At 65.3% G+C, this 21,048-nt stretch carries 17 protein-coding genes; 11 read left to right on the top strand and 6 right to left on the bottom strand.

The features are described 5' to 3' along the window. Positions 1 to 3: 3 nt before the first annotated feature. Complete coding sequence (locus ACFY5D_RS04015; protein WP_387525352.1) at positions 4 to 1,287, bottom strand: dicarboxylate/amino acid:cation symporter; 1,284 nt, start codon at positions 1,285 to 1,287, stop codon at positions 4 to 6. Between the two features lie 208 nt (positions 1,288 to 1,495). Between ACFY5D_RS04015 and uvrB the strand changes: the two genes are divergently transcribed. From uvrB to ACFY5D_RS04000, 3 genes are all read left to right on the top strand, one after another. Then, positions 1,496 to 3,598 carry an excinuclease ABC subunit UvrB gene (uvrB, locus tag ACFY5D_RS04010; RefSeq protein ID WP_387525350.1) on the top strand — a complete coding sequence of 701 codons (2,103 nt, stop codon included), beginning with the start codon at positions 1,496 to 1,498 and terminating at the stop codon, positions 3,596 to 3,598. 269 nt (positions 3,599 to 3,867) lie between these two features. Continuing rightward, positions 3,868 to 4,902 (top strand): TerC family protein, encoded by a 1,035-nt coding sequence (locus tag ACFY5D_RS04005; protein WP_387525347.1) that lies wholly within the window; start codon positions 3,868 to 3,870, stop codon positions 4,900 to 4,902. 95 nt (positions 4,903 to 4,997) lie between these two features. Further along, positions 4,998 to 6,320 carry an MFS transporter gene (locus ACFY5D_RS04000; protein WP_387525344.1) on the top strand — a complete coding sequence of 441 codons (1,323 nt, stop codon included), beginning with the start codon at positions 4,998 to 5,000 and terminating at the stop codon, positions 6,318 to 6,320. On the opposite strand, the gene ACFY5D_RS03995 is transcribed toward ACFY5D_RS04000, so the two are convergent. Genes ACFY5D_RS03995 through ACFY5D_RS03985 form a run of 3 tightly spaced genes read right to left on the bottom strand, consistent with a single transcriptional unit; the run spans position 6,317 to position 9,101 of the window. Continuing rightward, the gene (locus tag ACFY5D_RS03995) at positions 6,317 to 7,339 is read right to left on the bottom strand and encodes an SDR family oxidoreductase (protein WP_387525342.1); all 1,023 of its coding nucleotides are present in this window, start codon (positions 7,337 to 7,339) and stop codon (positions 6,317 to 6,319) included. The two genes, ACFY5D_RS04000 and ACFY5D_RS03995, sit on opposite strands and share 4 nt — an antisense overlap. Before the next feature lie 11 nt (positions 7,340 to 7,350). After that, on the bottom strand, positions 7,351 to 8,625 hold the full coding sequence (locus tag ACFY5D_RS03990; RefSeq protein ID WP_387525339.1) for an alpha/beta fold hydrolase: 1,275 nt from the start codon (positions 8,623 to 8,625) through the stop codon (positions 7,351 to 7,353). Then, positions 8,622 to 9,101: a GNAT family N-acetyltransferase gene (locus ACFY5D_RS03985; protein ID WP_387525337.1), complete on the bottom strand. Its 480-nt coding sequence runs from the start codon at positions 9,099 to 9,101 to the stop codon at positions 8,622 to 8,624. Before ACFY5D_RS03985 ends, ACFY5D_RS03990 begins: the two co-directional genes overlap by 4 nt. Positions 9,102 to 9,211: 110 nt before the next feature. Here ACFY5D_RS03985 and ACFY5D_RS03980 point away from each other — a divergent pair, with 110 nt between their 5' ends. After that, positions 9,212 to 10,066 carry a metal-dependent hydrolase gene (locus tag ACFY5D_RS03980; protein ID WP_387525334.1) on the top strand — a complete coding sequence of 285 codons (855 nt, stop codon included), beginning with the start codon at positions 9,212 to 9,214 and terminating at the stop codon, positions 10,064 to 10,066. Between the two features lie 73 nt (positions 10,067 to 10,139). Here the strand turns inward: ACFY5D_RS03980 and ACFY5D_RS03975 are convergent, their stop codons facing one another. Beyond that, positions 10,140 to 12,671: a DEAD/DEAH box helicase gene (locus tag ACFY5D_RS03975; RefSeq protein WP_387525331.1), complete on the bottom strand. Its 2,532-nt coding sequence runs from the start codon at positions 12,669 to 12,671 to the stop codon at positions 10,140 to 10,142. A gap of 82 nt (positions 12,672 to 12,753) precedes the next feature. Here ACFY5D_RS03975 and ACFY5D_RS03970 point away from each other — a divergent pair, with 82 nt between their 5' ends. The 3 genes from ACFY5D_RS03970 (at position 12,754) to ACFY5D_RS03960 (ending at position 15,475) form a co-directional block, all read left to right on the top strand. After that, positions 12,754 to 13,542 (top strand): trans-aconitate 2-methyltransferase, encoded by a 789-nt coding sequence (locus ACFY5D_RS03970; protein ID WP_387525329.1) that lies wholly within the window; start codon positions 12,754 to 12,756, stop codon positions 13,540 to 13,542. Between the two features lie 38 nt (positions 13,543 to 13,580). Next, positions 13,581 to 13,889, top strand: a complete 309-nt coding sequence (locus ACFY5D_RS03965; protein ID WP_387525327.1) for a hypothetical protein — start codon at positions 13,581 to 13,583, stop codon at positions 13,887 to 13,889. 143 nt (positions 13,890 to 14,032) lie between these two features. Next, on the top strand, positions 14,033 to 15,475 hold the full coding sequence (locus ACFY5D_RS03960; RefSeq protein WP_387525324.1) for a DUF222 domain-containing protein: 1,443 nt from the start codon (positions 14,033 to 14,035) through the stop codon (positions 15,473 to 15,475). Between the two features lie 10 nt (positions 15,476 to 15,485). Here ACFY5D_RS03960 and ACFY5D_RS03955 read toward each other — a convergent pair whose 3' ends face one another. Then, on the bottom strand, positions 15,486 to 16,148 hold the full coding sequence (locus tag ACFY5D_RS03955) for an MBL fold metallo-hydrolase (protein WP_387525322.1): 663 nt from the start codon (positions 16,146 to 16,148) through the stop codon (positions 15,486 to 15,488). An 82-nt stretch (positions 16,149 to 16,230) separates the two neighbouring features. Here ACFY5D_RS03955 and ACFY5D_RS03950 point away from each other — a divergent pair, with 82 nt between their 5' ends. From ACFY5D_RS03950 to ACFY5D_RS03935, 4 genes are all read left to right on the top strand, one after another. After that, a complete protein-coding gene (locus ACFY5D_RS03950) occupies positions 16,231 to 16,611 on the top strand; it encodes a GntR family transcriptional regulator (RefSeq protein WP_387525319.1) in 381 nt (126 codons plus the stop codon). A gap of 65 nt (positions 16,612 to 16,676) precedes the next feature. Beyond that, positions 16,677 to 19,559 (top strand): excinuclease ABC subunit UvrA, encoded by a 2,883-nt coding sequence (gene uvrA / locus ACFY5D_RS03945; protein ID WP_387525316.1) that lies wholly within the window; start codon positions 16,677 to 16,679, stop codon positions 19,557 to 19,559. 77 nt (positions 19,560 to 19,636) lie between these two features. Beyond that, a complete protein-coding gene (locus ACFY5D_RS03940; RefSeq protein ID WP_387525313.1) occupies positions 19,637 to 20,359 on the top strand; it encodes an HAD hydrolase-like protein in 723 nt (240 codons plus the stop codon). Further along, a complete protein-coding gene (locus tag ACFY5D_RS03935) occupies positions 20,360 to 21,028 on the top strand; it encodes a lysophospholipid acyltransferase family protein (RefSeq protein WP_387525310.1) in 669 nt (222 codons plus the stop codon). It abuts the gene before it with no gap. Positions 21,029 to 21,048: the final 20 nt, after the last annotated feature.

Here is a 21,048-nt window from a genome sequence, read left to right as displayed (position 1 = left end):
TGGCTACTCGGCCAGGGTGTGCGATGCGGCCGTGCTGCCCGCGGCAACCTCCAGCGTCTCGTCGGCCGGATCCTGAATCTGCGTGCCGAGGTGGCCGCGGGTGAGCTTGTTCATGATGATGGCGATCGCGCCGTCGCCGGTCACGTTCGTTGCCGTGCCGAAGCTGTCCAGTGCGATGTACGCGGCGAACATGAGTCCCACCTCGACCTCGCCGAAGCCGAGCATCTGGGCCAGCAGGCCCGCGGCCGCGGCGATAGCGCCGCCGGGTACGCCCGGGGCGGCGATCATCATGACGCCGAGCATCAGGATGAAGGGCATGTACGCGCCGAAGGAGACGTCGCCGCCGGTGAGCAGCAGCACCGCGATCGAGAAGCAGGTGATCTTGACCATCGAACCGGAAAGGTGGATGGTGGCGCACAGCGGGACCACGAAGCCGGCAACGGAGTCGGAGACCCCGTTTTTCTTGGTCGAAGCCAGCGTGACCGGGATCGTCGCGGCCGACGAGGAGGTGCCCAGGGCGGTGAAGTAGGCGTCGCGCATGTTCCACAGTGCCTTGAGCGGGTTCTGGCCCGCCATCGAGCCCGCCACGGTGTACTGCAGCAGCAGCACGACGAGCGTCAGGGCGAACGATACGAGGGCGACGAGCGCGAACTTCGTGACGACGGTGACGGCCGCACCGCTGGCCGAGAGGTCCATGAAGATGCCGAAGATGAACAGCGGCAGCGCCGGCACCAGGATGCGGCGGATCACGGACTCGATGATCGTGCGGAACTCGACGGCCCCGCGGAAGATCACCTTGCTGTGGAAGGCGGTGAGTCCCACGCCGAGCACGAATGCGAGCACCAGCGCGCTCATCACGTCGATCACCGGCGGAAGCACGATCTCGGTTGCCGAGTCGCCCGCCTTGGCCACCACCGTCAGGAACGGGGTGAAGCCCGATCCGCCTTCTTCGCCGAGCGCCTCAAGTCCGCCGCCCGAGAGCGTCGGGGTGAACAGCCAGCGGCTCACGAAGTAGGCGAGCAGCCCCGCGAGGATCGTAGAGCCGTACGCGATCGCGGCGGTGATTCCGAGCCACTTGCCGGCGCCCTTGCCGAGTTCGGCGATGGCGGGAGTGACGAGGCCCAGGATGATCAGCGGCACAATAAAGCCGAGGAAACCGGAGAAGATCGAGTTGTAGGTCAGGAACACCCCGCCGAGCCAAGCGGGCATCACCGGGCCGGTCAGGATGCCCAGCACGATGGCTACGACAATCCAGCCGAGCAGTGGGATCGATTTCAGCAGTTTCATTGGGGGGTGTCCTCAAGTCGACGGTTTCGGGGGCGCGAGGGAGTGGGCAAAGCGGTTGTGGCGCAGCCCACGCCTCAGCCATCGTATGCGGTGCGGGCCGTTCCTTGAAATTCACCGGTTGGTCCCGGGGCAGCTGCGGCCGGTCGAATCTTTCAGCCCAACGCGAGCAGGCCACCATCCTGTGGGCGCGGGGGCGTAGCCTAGAAACATGAGTCTTGCCCAGCAAATCAACCGCGTCGTTGCCCCTTTCGAGGTCATCAGCGAGTTCAAGCCCGCCGGCGACCAGCCAACGGCGATCAAGGAACTGACGACACGCATCAACGCTGGCGAGAAGGACGTGGTGCTGCTCGGCGCCACGGGTACCGGCAAGTCCGCCACCACGGCCTGGCTCATCGAACAGGTGCAGCGCCCCACGCTGGTCCTGGTGCAGAACAAGACGCTGGCCGCGCAGCTGGCCAACGAATTCCGCGAGCTGCTGCCCAACAACGCCGTCGAGTACTTCGTCTCCTACTACGACTACTACCAGCCAGAGGCCTACGTGCCGCAGACGGACACCTTCATCGAGAAGGACTCCTCGATCAACGAGGAGGTCGAACGCCTCCGCCACTCTGCGACCAACGCGCTGCTCACCCGCCGCGACGTCGTCGTCGTCGCCACGGTGTCCTGCATCTACGGCCTGGGCACCCCCGAGGAATACGTCGCGGGCATGGTCACCCTGAAGAAGGGCATGGAGCTGAACCGCGACGACCTGCTGCGCAAGTTCGTCTCCATGCAGTACGCCCGCAACGACATGGACTTCCACCGTGGCACCTTCCGCGTGCGCGGGGACACCGTGGAGATCATCCCGATGTACGAGGAGCAGGCGCTGCGCATCGAGTTCTTCGGCGACGAGATCGAATCGATCCACACGCTGCACCCGGTCACCGGGGACGTGATCCGCGAGGAAAACGAGATGTACGTGTTCCCGGCCAGCCACTACGTGGCGGGTCCAGAGCGCATGAACCGCGCGATCACCGACATCGAGGACGAACTGCGCCAGCGGCTGGAGACCCTGGAGAACCAGAACAAGTTGGTGGAGGCCCAGCGCCTGCGCATGCGCACCACCTACGACCTGGAAATGATGGAGCAGATGGGGTTCTGCAACGGCATCGAGAACTACTCCCGGCACATCGACGACCGCGCCGCGGGCACCGCCCCGCACTGCCTCATCGACTACTTCCCCGACGACTTCCTGCTGGTCATCGACGAATCCCACGTCACGGTCCCGCAGATCGGCGCCATGTACGAGGGTGACATGTCGCGCAAGCGCACCCTGGTGGAGCACGGCTTCCGCCTGCCCTCGGCCATGGACAACCGCCCGCTGAAGTGGGACGAATTCCTCGAGCGCATCGGCCAGACCGTCTACCTTTCCGCGACCCCCGGCAAGTACGAGCTCGGCAAGGCCGATGGCGTGGTCCAGCAGATCATCCGCCCCACGGGCCTGATCGACCCCGAGATCATCGTCAAGCCCACCAAGGGTCAGATCGACGACCTGCTCGACGAGATCCGCGCCCGCGTCGAACGCAACGAGCGCATCTTGGTCACCACGCTGACCAAGCGCATGGCCGAGGACCTCACCGACTACTTCACCGAACACGGGGTCAGGGTCCAGTACCTGCACTCGGACGTGGACACGCTGCGCCGCGTCGAGCTGCTGCGCGAGCTGCGCATGGGCCTGTTCGACGTGCTGGTCGGCATCAACCTGCTCCGGGAGGGCCTCGACCTGCCGGAGGTCTCGCTCGTGGCGATCCTGGACGCCGACAAGCAGGGCTTCCTGCGCTCGGCGACATCGCTGATCCAGACCATCGGCCGTGCCGCCCGAAACGTGGACGGCCAGGTCCACATGTACGCTGACAAGATCACCGACGCCATGGCGCAGGCGATCGAGGAAACCAACCGCCGCCGCGAGGTCCAGCAAAAGTACAACAGGGACCACGGGGTCGACCCGCAGCCGCTGCGCAAGAAGATCGCCGACATCACCGATTCGCTGGCCCGCGAGGACGCCGACACCCAGGAGCTGCTGAACAACCAGCGCCTGGCCAAGACCGCCAAGCGTTCGGCCGCCGGCACCAAGAAGGCGCACGACGTGGTCCGTGCCGACGGCCTGGCCGCGGCCCCGGCGGAAAACCTTGTCGACATGATCAGCCAGATGACCGAGCAGATGCACGCGGCAGCCGCAGAGCTGCACTTCGAGGTCGCCGCCCGCCTGCGCGACGAAGTGTCGGAGCTGAAGAAGGAACTTCGCCAGATGAAAAACGCAGGTCACGCGTAGGCGCTGTTTGCGGAACCTTGCCAGCCCCGGGACCTGCCCGCGTTCGAGGATCCCGGGTAAAGCCGCAGGTCATTCACGCGCCCGAAACATGAGTGCGCTAGACTGTTCCAAGCGTAGGGGAGTATCCCACTTGTGCTGTGATCGTCAACACGCGAGGCATCGATGCCTCGCCGGGCGCAGCGGTCGTCCCAATCTGAGCGGGCGGCGGAGAGACTTGCGGTAATTTCACGTACCCCGTTTGAAAGGCCCCACCATTGGGAAACCACGGCTTGTCGCTGCAGTTTGAGATCATCTCGCTGTCGGCACTATGCATCATTCTTCTGCTTGACCTGCTTTACGTAGTCAAGAAACCACACGAACCCTCGATGAAGGAGTCCGGCCTCTGGGTCGGTTTCTACGTCACCCTGGCCCTGATCTTCGGCGCCGTTGTCTGGTGGCAGGCGGGCCCGGACCTCGGCCAGCAGTTCATCGCCGGCTGGGTGACCGAATACTCGCTGAGCATCGACAACCTCTTCGTGTTCATCATCATCATGGCCCGCTTCTCGGTGCCACGTAAGTACCAGCAAGAAGTGTTGATGTTCGGCATCATCATCGCGCTGATCCTGCGCGGCATCTTCATCATCCTCGGTGCCGCTGTCATCGAAAACTACTCGTGGGTCTTCTACATCTTCGGTGCATTCCTGCTCTGGACCGCCTGGAAGCAGGCCACGGACCACGGCGAGGACGAGTCCGAGGGCGCCAACAGCGGTCTGGTCTACAAGCTGACCAAGAACCTGCCGATCTCCAAGGAGTTCGACGGCAACAAGCTGCGCACCACCATCGACGGCAAGCGCATGTTCACCCCGATGGTCCTGGTCTTCGTGACCATCGGCATGACCGACCTGCTCTTCGCCGTCGACTCGATCCCCGCGATCTTCGGCCTGACCCAGTCCCCGTTCATCGTCTTCACCGCGAACCTGTTCGCGTTGATGGGCCTGCGCCAGCTGTACTTCCTGCTCGGTGGCCTGATGGACCGCCTGGTCTACCTCAAGCACGCACTGTCGATCATCCTTGCCTTCATCGGCATCAAGCTGGTCTTCCACGCGATGCACGTCAACGAGCTTCCGTTCATCAACGGCGGACACCACATCGAGTGGGTTCCGGACATCTCCATCACCGTCTCGCTGGTGGTCATTCTCGGCACCATCGTCATCGCCACGGTTGCCTCGCTGCTCTCCCCGGCCGGCCGCCGCGCCGCCGCCGAGCACAAGGCAACGCAGGAACTCAAGGCCGCAGACGAAGCGGCCAAGGCAGACTCCGAGTAGTCGCCCGGCTCCTGTCTGTCCCCGTCGGGGTCCGCTTCCTTTCGGAGGCGGGGCCCGACGGTCGTTAGGCCCCGTGCGTTGCTAAGCTTGCACGGGTGACTACTTCCTCGAAATCGGTACTCAAACCCGTTTCCACGCGCGCCCGGGCGCAGCGCCGCGTGGTGCTCACGCTCTCGGCCTCGCAGCTGCTCTCCGGCGTGGGAAACGGCGCGGGCCTGGCCATCGGATCGCTCATGGCCGTGGAGCTGACCGGGTCGAACGCCTTTGCCGGGGCCTCCACCACGGCGATCTCCGTGGCGGGTGCCGTGAGTGCACTGCCGCTGGCCGCGCTGGCGGTCAAGCGCGGCCGCCGGGTGGCGCTGTCGCTGGGCTACTTCCTGGCGGGGATCGGCGCGGTGTTGATGATGCTGGCACCCGTCACCAGGAGTTTTGCCGTGCTGTTGATCGGCGCGGCGCTGCTGGGCGTGGGGTCCGCAGCAAACCTGCAGGCGCGCTTCGCCGCAACGGACCTGGCCGACGATGCCACCCGGGGCCGCGACCTGGGTCTGGTGGTCTGGTCGATCACCGTCGGCGCCGTCGCCGGCCCGAACCTGATCGGCCCCGGATCGGCGCTCGGCGCAAGCCTCGGGCTGCCGCCGATGAGCGGGCCATTCCTCTTCTCGCTGGCCGGCATGGTGCTGGCGATCGTCATCCTGAACATCGGGCTGCGCCCCGACCCGATTATGCTGGCCCGCGGCTTCGACGAGGCCGCCGGACACCCGGGCGCCAAGCCCGCCGTGGGACGCGGACGCGGTTCCCTCGCCACGGGCCTGTCCGCCGCACGCCAGTCGCCGGGAGCGATGCTGGGCATCTCCACGATCGTGGTGGCGCACCTGGTGATGGTCGGGATCATGTCGATGACGCCCGTGCACCTCAAGGACATGGCCGCGACGCCGGGGCATGCCATGCACCACGGCGCCGGCGACATCCTGGTGGTCATCGGCTTCACCATCTCCCTGCACATCGCAGGCATGTATGCGCTCTCCCCGCTGGTCGGCGCGCTGGCCGACAGGATGGGGCGGATCCGGATGATGCTTGCCTCCCAGGGCATGCTGGTTGCCGCGGTGCTGGTCTGCGGCCTGGGAGCTGATTCGCAGGCCGCCGTCACCACCGGGCTGGTGCTGCTGGGCCTGGGCTGGTCGATGGCCACGGTCTCCGGCTCGGCCTTCCTGGCCGAACGGGTGGCGCGCGAACGCCGGGTGCTGGTGCAGGGCGTCTCCGACACGCTCATGGGTGCCGCCGGGGCGCTGGGCGCCGCAGGGTCCGGCCTGCTGCTGGCCTGGCTGGGCTTCGCCGGCCTCGGTTACCTCTGCCTGGTCTTCATCCTGGCCGTCACGCCCTTCTGCCTGCGCGAGCTTGCGCGGCAGCGCAAGTCCTAGAGCATCCCCAGCGTCCGCAGGGACTCGGCGGTGTCGACCAGCGAGTCCTCGACGGGCCGCGGCGCCCAGCCGAAGGTGCCGACGGCCTTGGCGTTGGACGCGTTCCTCACCACGCCCAGCCGGGGGACCAGCTGGCGCAGCGCCGGGACAAAGACCGCCGCCGCGCGCACCAGCCAGTTGGGCAGCACGCGGGTCGGCATCTTCGAGGCGTCGTCGCCCAGCCGGGCCCGCAGGACGTGTGCCATCTGCTCGAGGCTCCACGCCGGGCCCGCAACGGCCAGGAACCGCTGGCCGGCGGCCGCGGGATCGACCATGGCTAGCAGGTGCAGGTCCGCGACGTCGCGCACGTCCACCACGGCGAGTGAAATCCGTGGCAGCCCCGGCATGCCGCCGGAGAGCAGCCGCCGCACCAGCTCGATCGACGTGGAGAGCTTGGGGCCCAGCACGGGGCCGATGATCGCCACGGGGTTGACCACCGCCAGTTCCGGCGTCCCGCCGTCGGCCGCGGTGAAGTCCCAGGCCGCGCGCTCGGCCAGCGTCTTGGACTTGGTGTACGCGCCGATGTCGGCGTCCGGGTCGGACCAGTCAGCCTCCGTGAAGGCCGTGTCCCGGGGCTGGTGGCCGTAGCCGATCGCGGCAAACGACGAGGTCAGCACCACCCGCTTCACGCCCGCATGACGTGATGCGGCCAACACCCGCAGGGCGCCGTCGCGGGCGGGGACGATGAGTTCGTTCTCGTCCTTCGGGGCGTTGACCGGGAACGGGGACGCGGTGTGCAAGACGTAGGTGCAGCCGGCGACCGCCTCCGCCCAGCCGGCATCGGAAGTCAGGTCCGCGGCGACGATGTCCACCTCGGCGTCGGTGAGCCCGGCCATGTCCAGCGCCGCCCAGACCTCCACCTGCCGGTCCATCGAGCGCACCGTGGTGCGCACCCGGTAGCCCTTGTCCAGCAGCGCCACGATGCAGTGCGCACCCAGGAACCCGGATCCGCCGGTGACCAAAACCAATTCATCGCCCATGGAAGCGAAATCTACGCCGAAGCACCCGTCATTTCCAGCAGCTTCGCGAAAATCATCGCTCCGTCGTCGCTAATGCCGTCGTGGTGGAAGTCCGCGGTCTCCCAGACCTTGAGCCCGGCCACCGCGCGGGCGGTTTCCATCGACAGGTCCCGATCGACGTAGACGTCGTCGGTGTACACGGCAGCGGCCACGGGAACCGTGTTGCGGGCCAGCACCTCCGGGTCGTAGAGCGGCGCCCAGTCCTCGTGCTCGGAGAGGATGCGGGCGGTTTCCTCCAGCGGGCGCAGCACCGGGTCCGACTCGAAGTACCAGCGGTACACCATCTCGCCGGTGAGCAGCGGGACCTCTGCCGCGGGGGAGAAGGCCGGGAATTCCTCCAGCACCGACTCCGCCGCCCAGGCCGTGGCGGCGCCCTGCGCATAGATGGATTCGTGCATCAGCGCGTAGAGCGGGTTCGTGGTCCGGTCGGCCTGGTTCTGGACCTCGGCCAGGAAGGCGTCCGAGAGCCGGTCCCCGCCGGGGGTGTGCACCAGGGCGCCCTCGAAGACGTGGTGCAGCAGGTGTACGCGCGCGTTGCCGCCGAGGAACTGGCCGAGCATCTGCACCATGGCCATGGTGAGCGGGCGCCCGTTGGGCAGGTGTTCCGCGGTGCCCCGGAGGTGCTTCGCGATGCGGGCGAGCACGTCGCGGTCCTGCGGGTACCAGGAGAAGTACTCCTCGTTGCGCTCGGCCATCCGGGCGTAGGTGGCCCGGTAGACGGTCGCGGCGTCCGCGGTGAGCGAGGCGAGCCCGCCGGTGACCAGGCAGCGCTCCAGCGCCTGCGGTGCGATCGACAGGTAGGTCAGCGTGCAGAATCCGCCGTAGCTTTGCCCGAACGTGCTCCACTTCTCGATCCCCAGTGCCCGGCGGATGGCCTCGGCGTCGCGCACGATCGAGTCGGCGCGGAAGTGGGTCAGGTAGGCCGCCTGCGCTGCGGCGTCCCCGCGCAGCGGCAGGGTCTGCCGGTTGGCCGGCTGGCTCAACCCGGTGCCGCGCTGGTCAAGCAGCAGGATGCGGAAGGTCTTGGCGGCCTCGGCCATCCAGCCGGACAGCGAGCCGGGGCGCGGGGACTTGCCGCCCGGGCCGCCCTGCAGGAAGAGCAGCCACGGCAGCGTCGAGGGGTCCTCGTGCTCGGTGGAGACGATCTCGCGGGCGAACACGGTGATCGCTTCGCCGGCCGGCTTCGCGTGGTCCAGCGGGACCTTGAAGTAGTGCTCGGTGGTGTCCATGCCGCGGAAAGTGCTCATGCGCCTGCCCCCAGTTCCTGCAGCGCGGCGCCCTCGAGGCGGCGCACGGTCCAGCCTTCCATGGAGCCGGCGCCGAGAGAGTCGTAGAAGCCGATGGCCGGGGCGTTCCAGTCAAGCACGCTCCACTCCACGCGCTTGTAGCCGCGTTGCACCGCGATGGCCGCAAGCTCGCGCAGCAGCGCCGTGCCGTGTCCGCCGCCGCGTGCGGACTCTCGCACGTACAGGTCCTCCAGGTGGATGCCGTGCGTGCCCTCCCAGGTGGAGTACGTCAGGTACCACAGGGCGAAGGCGAGCACCTCGCCGTCCACCTCGACCACGTGGGCGTAGACCTGCGGGTTGGCGTCAAAAAGGTGCGCGGCGAGTTCATCTTCGGTGTTTTTCACGGCGTCGGGTTCCCGCTCGAACACCGCCAATTCGTGGATGAGTTGGAGTATTGCGGGGACGTCGGCGGGTTGTGCGGGTCGCAGGTTAGGCATGTGACCAAGCCTACCGGGGCGGATTGCGCGCGGTGAAGCCAACGCGTGGGTGCCGCGTCATAAGGTGGGGGCGATCGAATGCTAGAACAAGTTAGAGGGGGGACCCCCATATGATGGGCGGCCACCACGCGGCCACCGGCGCAGCAGCCTGGATCGCGTTGACCACGAGCTTCAAGCTCCCCACCGGCAACCTCCCCGAGATGATCTCGTGGATGCCCGATGCCATCCCGCTGGGCTTCGGCCTGCTGGAACAATCCCCGATTGCGGGCGTTGCCGGTGCCATGGTGTGCGCCGGAGCGGCCTTGCTGCCGGATGCCGACCACCGCAAGGCGACCATCGCGCATTCGCTTCCGCCGGTTTCCAACGCGATCTGTGCGGGCATCGGCGAGGTGTCCGGCGGGCACCGCAACGGCACGCACTCGCTGCTGGGCATCGGAGTCTTTACGGCGTTGGCCTGGGTGCTGGGCCTGTGGACCATGGACAGCGAGAAGTTCGGGATCATCTACCCGGGCGCCGGGTTGCTCGCGGTGCTGCTGGTGTCCTTCGCGCTCAAGGCGCTGAAGTTCATCCCGGACACCATGGCCAGGCTGCCCTGGCTGCTTTCCATCCCCGCCGGAATCTTCGTGGCGGTGTTCTCCCCGGACGAGCAGAACTGGCTGGTGATTGCGGTTGCCGTGGGCTGCGCCGTGCACATCCTGGGCGACATGCTCACGGTCGGCGGGTGCAACCTGATCTGGCCCGTCAAGATCAAGTCCCCGAAGGCACTGCGCCGGGTCCCGCTGCTCAAGGACATCTGGAAGCCCAGCGGCCGCATCGCGATCCCCGTGCTTGGCAAAGCGGGATCGGGCCGCGAATGGTTGCTCTGCGTGCCCGTCTCCGCCTACGCGCTGGTGGGCATGGTGGTTCCGCTGGTGCTGGTGCTCAAGAACCAGACCCAGTCGCTGAGCAAGTTCCTGGGACTGTAGCGCCCCAACGCAACAGCCCCGGCACTTCACTCCCTGCGGAGTCGAAGTGCCGGGGCTGTTGCGTATCCGGGGGTTAGTCCAAACGTCCCACGTTGGTGACGGTGATGACCGGCATGCCGGCCTCGTCCGAATCGGCGAGGTTCACCGTGGCGTCGATGCCCCAGTCGTGGTTGTTGGCCGGGTCGGCGAAGATCTGGCGCACCTTCCAGGCATCGGCTCCCGGGGTGATGATCAGCAGGTTCGGGCCGCGGCCGCCGGGGCCGTCATCGATGTCCTCGTGCTCCTCGAAGTACGCGTCCATGGCGTCGGCCCAGGCGTCGGAGTCGAACCCGTTGTGCCCGTCCAGGTCGCCGAGCGCCTCGTCCTGTTCGTCGGCGAACAGCTTCACACGCTTGAACATGTCGTTGCGGACCATGACGCGGAAGGCGCGCTCGTTGGAGGTCAGGCGCTCCGGGGCCGGCGGGATGATCTCCGCGTCGGGCTCGTGCAGGACGCCGTTGGCCAGCTCCTCCCATTCGTCGAGCAGCGAGGAGTCGATCTGGCGGATCATTTCGCCGAGCCATTCGATGAGGTCCTCGAGGTCCTCGCGCAGCGCATCCTGCGGCACGGTCTGGCGCAGCGCCTTGTAGGCGTCGGTCAGGTAGCGCAGCAGCACGCCCTCGGAGCGGGCCAGCGAGTAGAACTGCACGTACTCGCTGAAGCTCATGGCGCGTTCGTACATGTCGCGGACCACGGACTTCGGGGCCACCTCGAAGTCACCGAGCCACGGGGCACCGGCGCGGTACTGCTCGAACGCGTCGCCGAGCACCTGAGCCAGCGGCTGCGGGTAGGTGACCTCTTCCAGGGCCGCCATGCGGGCGTCGTACTCCATGCCCTCGGCCTTCATCGCGGCGATCGCCTCGCCGCGGGCCTTTTTCTCCTGGGCGGAAAGCACCTGGCGCGGCTTTTCCAGCGTGGCCTCGATGACCGAGACGACATCCAGCGCGTACCCGGCACCTTCCTCGTCGAAGAGCTCCAGTGCGGCCAGTGCGAACGGGGACAGCGGCTGGTTCAGCGCGAAGTTCTGCTGCAGGTGCACGGTCAGCGCGAGCTTGTTGCCGTACTCGTCGGGCACGTCAAGGCGCTCTACGACGCCGGTGGCCAGCAGTTCGCGCAGGATGCCCAGCGCCTTGCGCTGCAGGGCGCGCTGCTTGGCCGGGGTCTCGTGGTTCTCGGTGAGCAGGCGGCGTGCCGCGGCGAACGAGTCGCCCTTGCGGTCCAGCAGGTTCAGCAGCATCGAGTGGGTGACCACGAACGAGGAGCTCAGCGGTTCCGGGGTGGAGGCGATGATGCGCTCGTAGGTCTTCTCGCCCCAGGTCACGAACCCCTGCGGCGGCTTCTTCTTGACCACCTGGCGGATCTTCTTGGAGTCGTCGCCGAACTTTGCCAGCGCCTTCTCCATGGACTTCTTGTTTTCGATGGCGTGTTCCGGCGCCTGGACCATCACGGTTCCGGCGGTGTCGAAGCCCGCGCGTCCGGCGCGGCCCGCGATCTGGTGGAATTCGCGGGAGTTCAGCAGGCGGGTGCGGATGCCGTCGTACTTCGACAGTGCGGTGATCAGCACGGTGCGGATGGGCACGTTGATGCCGACGCCCAGGGTGTCGGTGCCGCAGATGACCTTGAGCAACCCGGCCTGTGCCAGCTGCTCAACCAGGCGGCGGTACTTTGGCAGCATGCCCGCGTGGTGCACGCCGATGCCGTGGCGCACCAGGCGGTTCAGCGTCTTGCCGAATCCCGGGGCAAAACGGAACCCGGCGATCAGCTCGGAGATCCGGTCCTTCTCCTCGCGGGTGCAGACGTTGATGCTCATCAGGCTGCTGGCGCGGTCAATGGCCTCGAGCTGGCTGAAGTGGACCACGTAGATCGGTACCTGCTTGGTCTTCAGCAGTTCCTCGATGGCTTCCTGGATCGGATCCTCGGAATAGTAGTAGTGCAGCGGGATGGGGCGTTCGGCGTGCGCCACGGTGGTCGTTTCGCGACCGGTGCGCAGCGTCAGCTCGTCCTCGAAACGGGTGACGTCGCCGAGGGTCGCCGACATCAGCAGGAATTGCGCCTGTGGCAGTTCCAGCAGCGGCACCTGCCACGCCCAGCCGCGCTGCGGGTCGGCGTAGAAGTGGAATTCGTCCATGACCACGGGGCCGAGGTCGGCGATCTTGCCTTCGCGCAGGGCGATGTTGGCGAGGATCTCCGCGGTGCAGCAGATGATCGGGGCATCCTGGTTGACCGAGGAATCGCCAGTGACCATGCCGACGTTTTCGGCGCCGAAAATCTTGCACAGGTCGAAGAACTTCTCGGAAACCAATGCCTTGATGGGTGCGGTGTAGTAGCTGCGTTCCCCGCGGGCGAGTGCATAGAAGTGCGCCGCGACGGCCACCAACGACTTGCCCGAGCCGGTCGGCGTTGCCAGGATGACGTTGTTGCCGGCCACGATTTCCATGACGGCTTCATCCTGCGCCGGGTACAGCCCGATGCCGCGGTCCTCCACCCATTTGATAAACGCTTCGTAGACGGATTCGGCGGTGGCTCCACGCGGGGGAGTGTTCGGCAGCAACTCGGTAAGATTCATGATGTTTCAAGCCTATCGCCTATGTTGCCGATTCTTTCGGTGGAGCTGGAGAGCGACACATCGTTGGGCCTAGGCTGTGGGCATGAAATGGGACCCGGAAAAATATGTACAGTTCGCGGATCATCGGGATCGGCCGTTCTTCGATCTGACTGGACGTATTGCCGCCAATGCACCGAAGCTCGTTGTCGATTTAGGCTGTGGTCCGGGCCCGCTGACGCGGTCGCTGGCCGAGCGTTGGCCCGAGGCCCGTGTCGTCGGTCTGGATTCCTCGGACGAAATGGTCCAGAAGGCACGCGCCACGCAGCATTCACCAGGCTTGGAGTTCGAGCATGCCGACGCAACCACGTGGATGCCGGATCCCGGTACGGATGTCCTGGTCAGCAACGCCATGCTTCAGTGGATCCCCGGGCATCAGGAACTCATGGCGAAGTGGCTGGACGCGCTGCGGCCCGGTGCGTGGTTCGCGGTGCAGGTGCCCGGTAACTTCAGCTCGCCCTCCCACGTGCTCATGCGCGAGTTGGCAGCCTCTGACCGCTGGGCACCGCAGCTGGCCGGCGTATTGCGGCACAAAGACGCGGTCGGGGAGCCGGCGGACTACCTCAAGATACTGCTTGCGGCAGGGTTTGAGGCGGACGTCTGGGAAACCACGTACGGGCAGATCCTTTCGGGTAAGGACCCGGTGCTCGAGTGGGTGCGCGGTACGGCACTGCGCCCCGTCCTGGCCAAGCTGAATGCCGCGGAGGCTGCCGAGTTTGAAGCAGACTATGCGAGGCTTGTCGCGCGAGCTTACCCGTCATTCGAAGGGGCCGACGGCGGCTTGCTGACAATGTTCCCGTTCCGCCGGATCTTCATGGTCGGCCGCAAACGCTGAATTCGATCCAACCCGAGTAGAGCTCATAGGGTTGGGACATGAGAAAACTCTTCCCGGTCCTGGCCATCCTTGGAATCGCGGTTACAGCCTGCGCGGGACCCAGCGCCGATGAGTTCCGCCAGCGCGACGTTCAGGGCAATACTGCATGTATCCATTTCGGAAGCGGTTACACCGATAACGGCAGTGTGGGTCTTACGAACATGGGCAAGGCTGCGGAGCATGGTGCTGCATCCTCAACCGAAGCCATCCGGAATGCGGTTGCCACCGGCGCGGCAGGCAAGCCCGTGATTTCCGACTTGGAAGCGTTCAAACGGGCCTGTGAAGCACAAGGCATGTCGTTCAAGTAGCTTCTATGCCTCCTCTGATCTCAAGAGTCAAGGCTCCATAAGCGGACTGTGGATTACTTTTCGTATGGTGACTAGGTAGTTTCCATGGCGAAAAGTAAAACGAACTCTTCACAATGCTGCGCATGAGGCGTATAGTAGTAAATATGTTCGAAGAGTTCGAGGGTGAACCGTCGAACCCGGAATCGCTGCCAATTGAGCAGGCCGGGGAAATGATCCTTGGGCACAGGCTTTTGGGTCACGCTCCCGACAATCCAGTTGCCATTCGAAACGCAACCAGGCCACGGTGCGACGAAGCCACGGATTTCCTTGAAGCCGTCAGTGACGCATTGGGTTGTCTGCCCCCGGACGTCGACGAATCCTCTCGGTTTGACCGCATTGCTGCCCTAGAAAGACTCAAGGCAGCGGCTTCTGCAGCCCAGTCGGTCGAAGCTAGAGCAGCAGAGCAAGCCGTGATCTCCCGACACGAAGCCGAGGGTAAGTACCAAACCAACCTCAACCGCGGCACGGGAGCGGAGGTCGCATTGGCGCGGCGCGAATCGCAATACCTTGGACCGCAGTTCGTGGCATACTCCCGATCCATGCTTGAGCACATGCCGCATACGTTTGCAGCATTGAAGCGCGGCGAAATCAATGAAGAGCGCGCAATGATCATTGTTCGGGAAACCAGCGAATTTGATCCCATGGTCCAAGAGATCATCGACCGCGAAATGGCGGGTCAGCCCGGCAAGCTTGATGGGGTTGGTTCCAAGGAACTCATGGCACGCGTCAAGAGACTCGCCTTGGCGTTCGACAATACGATCGAAATGAACAAAAGCGCAGAAGCGCTCCGAAAGCGCTTCATTTCGGTGAGGATGGCTCCCGGGGGATTCATGAGGATCAGTGGTTCACTTCCCATGGAGCAGGGGGTGGCACTGAACGAGGCTTTGGTGGCCGCGGCAGCCAAGAAGCGCTCGCCGGAAGACCGTCGAACCGACATGCAGGTCAAAGCCGATACTCTCGTCGAGCGTGTAACAGGCCAAACTCGTGCTAATGGAACGCCGCTGATGGTCAATCTAGTCATGACGGACCGCACCCTCATGCAGGGGGATAGCGAGCCAGCCTACCTCAACGGCTATGGAACCATTCCGGCTGGCTATGCCCGATACCTCGTCGCGGGCGACCCGAACCATTCACCGAAGGAATCCAAGGCACAAGTCTGGATTCGACGTCTTTTTACCGCGCCAAGCAGCGGCGAACTTGTCGCCATGGAGTCGTCCAAGCGGATACTGCCCAAGCAACTCAAGCGAATGATCGCAATCAGGGACCAGTTCTGCAGGACGCCATACTGCGACGCCCCCATCCGACATTACGACCACGTTCAACAGGTCGCGATGGGAGGGAGAACCATGGCCGTGAACGGCGACGGGCGTTGTGCATGGTGTAACTACACCAAGGAGACGGAGGGGTGGCATGAACGCGTGGTTAACGGTCCACGCCACACCATTGAGATCACCACGCCCAGCGGCCAAGTTTTCCGATCGATGGCACCGCCCTTGCCAGGGACCCCCGAAAGCCCGGAGGCGCACCCGCCCCTGGACAGTTGCTAGTTCCTGACTTCTACCAGCCCCGGCTTCGCCATTCGTCGAGATGAGGGCGTTCCTTGCCCAAGGTCGTGGAGTCTCCATGGCCGGTCAGTACGATCGACTCATCCGGGTATTGTCCAAAGAGTCGCTCGGTGACATCGTCCAACAACGAGGTAAACCGCTGTGGATCGTTCCCGGTATTGCCGACGCCCCCAGGGAACAGGGAATCCCCGCTGAAGATCAGGATCGTTCCGCTGCTATCCCGAAGGACGAATGCGATGGATCCGGGCGTGTGGCCACGCAGGTGAACGCATTCAAGAACCGTCGTGCCAACGGAGACCGTATCGCCGTGGCCAAGGGGAGCATCAATCTTTACCGACGACCCCTTCAGGATCCCGGCGGCGTCTTCAGCGCCGGCGAAAGTTTTGACCCCCGTGGAGTCAACCATCTCCTGCAGCGCGCGGATGTGGTCCCAGTGCTGGTGTGTCGTGGCAATGCCAACCAGTGACGTCGGAACCTCGGCATCGGATGAAGCGGATTGGATCAGCCCGTTGATGGCATGTGCATCGTCAGCCGCATCAATCAGCAATTGTGCGCCGTCGGCCTTGGACGTCACGAGGTAGACGTTGTTGGCCATCTCCGAAACGCTAATGCCTCGTACCGTCACGTCATTCAGGTCGTGGAAAATTTCGCTCATGGCCACTACCTTACGACTCAACGGCAATCGAGCGGGATAGTCTGAGAAGAAGATCGTCCATCCCCATCAAAGGACCAAATCCATGGATAGTAATCCGTTGGCATTCATCAACGTGGACAGCGCTGACAAGATGGCCCCGTATCTGCAGGTGCGCCAGCAGATCCTTGTTGCAATCGCCAAGGGCAAGCTCAAGGCTGGAACGAAGCTGCCTTCGGTGCGGGCGCTCGCCGAACAATTGGGACTCGCGGTGAACACCGCTGCCAAGGTCTACAAGGAACTCGAAGCCAGCGGCGCGGTGGTAACCCGCGGGCGACACGGCACCATCGTCCAAGCCACGGACGACCAGGGATCCATTGCCGTGGCCGACGCCGCCTCTGAATTTGCGGCGGTTGCCACGCGCTGGGGAATCAGTGAAAAAGCGGCAATAGGGTACGTCAGGGCGGCCTTTAGCTCGCAGGTTTAACAAAGGCTGGTCTTGTTGCTCACATCCACGAGCAATTCGAAGTAGTTTTCGATTAGCATGTTTGAGTGGCTACTTCCCGCTCCCTTGAAACCCCTCGTCCGCACGATCTGACCCGGCTGGTGGTCAAGGGCGCGCGCGAGCATAATCTGCGCAACGTCGACCTTGATTTGCCGAGAGACGCAATGATCGTCTTCACCGGCCTTTCCGGATCCGGAAAGTCTTCCCTGGCCTTCGACACGATCTTTGCCGAGGGGCAGCGACGCTATGTCGAATCGCTCTCCGCATACGCCCGACAATTCCTCGGGCAGGTGGACAAGCCGGACGTTGACTTCATCGAGGGGCTTTCCCCGGCGGTGTCGATCGACCAGAAATCGACCTCCAAGAACCCGCGCTCGACGGTGGGAACCATCACCGAAATCTACGACTACATGCGCCTGCTTTGGGCACGTGTGGGTCGGCCGTACTGCCCTGAGTGTGGCGAGGCCGTCACCAAGCAGACGCCGCAGCAGATCGTCGACCAGCTGCTGGAACTCGAGCCGAAGACCCGATTCCAGGTGCTTGCGCCGGTGGTCCGCGGACGCAAGGGCGAATTCGTCGACCTCTTCAAGGAACTGAGCGCGAAGGGTTACTCCCGCGCCCGCGTCGACGGCGAGACGATCCAGCTCAGCGAACCGCCGAAGCTTGGCAAGCAGTTCAAGCACACGATCGAGGTCGTCGTCGACCGCCTTGCGATCAACGACTCGGTCCGCCAGCGCCTGACCGACTCCATCGAAACCGCGCTCGGCCTCTCCGAGGGTCGCGTGCTCATCGACTTCGTGGACCTCGACCCGGAGGCCGAGGGCCGCATCCGCGCCTTCTCCGAAAACCTCGCGTGCCCGAACGAGCACCCGCTGGCCATCGACGAGATCGAGCCCCGGTCCTTCTCCTTCAACAACCCGTTCGGCGCCTGCCCTGCCTGCAGCGGCATCGGCACCCGGTTGGAGGTCGACGAGGACCTGATCATTCCCGACGTGGACATGCCTCTGGGGCAGGGCGCCATTGCACCCTGGTCGCTGGGTGCGGCAACCACCGAGTACTGGAACCGGCTGCTCGAGGGCCTCGGGGCCGAAATGGACTTCACGCTCGAGACCCCGTGGAACAAGCTGCCGGCCGTGGCCCGCGCCGCAATCATGCACGGCAAGGACCACAAGGTCGTGGTTCAGTACAAGAACCGATTCGGGCGCGAACGCAAGTACTCCACGGGCTTCGAGGGCGTGGTGCAGTACATCCACCGCAAGCACATGGAAACCGAATCGGAGCACGCGCGTGACCGGTACGAGGAGTACATGCGGCAGATCCCGTGCCCCGAATGCAACGGCGCACGCCTGAATTCGGCCTCGCTGTCCGTCCTGATCAACGACAAGTCGATCGCCGCGGTGTCGGCGATGCCGATGCGCGAATGCTCCGAGTTCCTCGAGAACCTGGTGCTCACCGGCCGCGAGGCGCAGATCGCTTCCCAGGTGCTGAAGGAAATCCAGGCGCGCCTGCGCTTCCTGCTCGACGTCGGGCTGGAATACCTGAACCTCGAACGCGCGGCGGGAACGCTGTCCGGCGGCGAGGCCCAGCGCATCCGCCTGGCCACGCAGATCGGCTCCGGCCTGGTCGGCGTGCTCTACGTGCTCGACGAGCCGTCGATCGGCCTGCACCAGCGCGACAACCGCCGGCTCATCGAGACGCTGACCCGCCTGCGGTCGCTGGGCAACACCCTGATCGTCGTCGAACACGACGAGGACACCATCGCCGAGGCCGACTGGATCGTGGACATCGGGCCCGGCGCCGGCGAGCACGGCGGCGAGGTGGTGCACTCGGGGTCCCTGGAGGACCTGAAGGCGAACACCAAGTCGATCACCGGCGACTACCTGTCCGGGCGCAGGAAGATCGAGGTTCCGGCCAAGCGCCGCAAGATCGACAAGAAGCGCCAGGTCACCGTCGTGGGCGCCCGCGAGAACAACCTCGAGGACCTCACCGCGCGCTTCCCGCTCGGCGTGCTGACCGCCGTCACCGGCGTGTCCGGCTCCGGCAAGTCGACGCTGGTCAACGACGTGCTGTACAAGGTGCTGGCCAACAAGCTCAACGGCGCCAAGCAGGTGCCGGGTCGGCACACCCGCGTCGAGGGGCTCGAGCACCTGGACAAGGTCATCCACGTGGACCAGTCGCCGATCGGCCGCACCCCGCGGTCCAACCCGGCGACCTACACCGGCGTGTTCGACCACATCCGCAAGCTGTTCGCCGAGACCACCGAGGCGAAGGTGCGCGGCTACCTGCCGGGCCGCTTCTCCTTCAACGTCAAGGGCGGGCGCTGCGAATCCTGCTCGGGCGACGGCACCCTGAAGATCGAGATGAACTTCCTTCCCGACGTGTACGTTCCCTGTGAGGTTTGCCACGGGGCACGCTACAACCGGGAAACGCTCGAGGTGCACTACAAGGGCAAGACCATCGCCGACGTGCTGAACATGCCGATCGAGGAGGGCGCGGAGTTCTTCGCAGCCTTCACCCCAATCGCCCGCCACCTGCGCACGCTGGTGGACGTCGGGCTCGGCTACGTCCGGCTGGGGCAGGCGTCCACGACGCTCTCCGGCGGCGAGGCGCAGCGCGTCAAGCTCGCCGCGGAACTGCAGAAGCGCTCCAACGGCCGCTCGATCTACGTGCTCGACGAGCCCACGACGGGCCTGCACTTCGAGGACATCCGCAAGCTGCTGCTGGTGCTGCAGGGGCTGGTGGACAAGGGCAACACGGTGATCACCATCGAGCACAACCTCGACGTGATCAAGAGCGCGGACTGGGTCATCGACCTGGGCCCCGAGGGCGGTTCCGGCGGCGGCGAGATCATCGCCACCGGCACCCCGGAGCAGGTCGCCGAGGTGGCCGAGAGCTACACCGGAAGGTTCCTGGCGCCGCTGCTTGGCTAGGCCGGCCCGCCGTGCATGTATGCCGATTGCGGCATGCGTGTACGGCGGATCGACCCAGTTCATGCGAGAATACGACAGTGATTATTGCTCCCTCCGCCGTTCTGCTTGACCTCGATGGAACCCTTGTGGATCCGGCCGGGGCCATCACCTCGGGCATCCGCCACGCATTGAAGCAGGCGGACGTTCCGGATCCGGGTGAAGAAAAACTCCGCACGCTCATCGGGCCGCCGCTGGTTCTGGGCCTCGCGGAGATCGACGGCGTCGAACCGCACATGATCGACGACCTGATTGCCGTGTACCGCGCGGAATATGCTGCCACCGGCATGGCGGACTCGCGTCCGTACCCCGGGATCCGCGAGGTGCTTGCCGCGCTGCGCGAGGCGGGGATCGACCTCTATGTCGCAACCGCCAAGCCGACGAAGATCGCCCGGCAGCTGCTGGACATCCAGGGCCTGACCGGCGCGGTGGACGGCATTTTCGGCAACGACGACGAGGCAAACGGGAATTCGGCATCCAAGCGGCACATCGTCGCTGCGGTGCTGGAGGCCCACGGGCTGGCGGCCGAGCACTGCATCATGGTGGGGGACCGCCGCTACGACATCGAGGCGGCAAACGACCACAACATGGCGTCGATCGGCGCCGGGTGGGGATTCGCCCCGCCGGGCGAGCTGGAGGCCTCCGGTGCCGGGGCCCACGCCAAGGACCCTGCCGAGCTTGCCGGACTGCTGCTGGGCAACGCCGCCGAGGAAACGATCCGCACACAACTGACCAACAAGAACAACGAAGGAGCGCGTGCATAAATGAGCCTGTACACCATGACCCGCTCTTCGATCCGCGGCCTGCTGAACGGCCTGTGCCGCCCCACCGTCACCGGGCTGGAAAACGTCCCGCGCACCGGGCCGGTCATCATCGCCTCCAACCACCTCTCCTTCCTGGACTCGATCATCATCCAGGCGCTGACCCCGCGCGACGTGGCGTTCTTCGCCAAGGCGGAGTACTTCACCACCCCCGGGCTCAAGGGCAAGGCCATGAAGACCTTCTTCGAGTCGGTCGGGTCCATCCCCGTGCAGCGCGGGGAGCAGGCGGCCTCCGTGGCCGCGCTGGAATCGCTCGTCGACATCCTGGAGGCGGGCGGCGGCATCGGCATCTACCCGGAGGGCACCCGCTCGCGCGACGGCAAGCTCTACCGCGGCCGGACCGGCGTGGGCTGGCTGGCGCTGACCACCGGCGCCCCGGTGGTCCCGGTCGGCCTGATCGGCACCGAGAACCTGCAGCCCGCGGGCAAGAACACCATCAAGCCGCACCACTTCACCCTGGCGTTCGGCAAGCCGCTGCAGTTCGAGCACCTGGGCCGCAAGCACCCGCTGCCGCAGCGCCGCAAGGCCACCGACGAGATCGTCGACGCCATCGCCGAGCTGACGGGCCAGGAACGGGTCGACGCCTACAACCAGACACCCACCGCGGAGTAAACACCGCCGAATAATTCCGG

It is taken from the genome of Paeniglutamicibacter sp. NPDC012692 (assembly GCF_042901625.1).
GTDB lineage: Bacteria > Actinomycetota > Actinomycetes > Actinomycetales > Micrococcaceae > Paeniglutamicibacter.
This window is presented reverse-complemented; position numbering and strand designations above follow the sequence as displayed.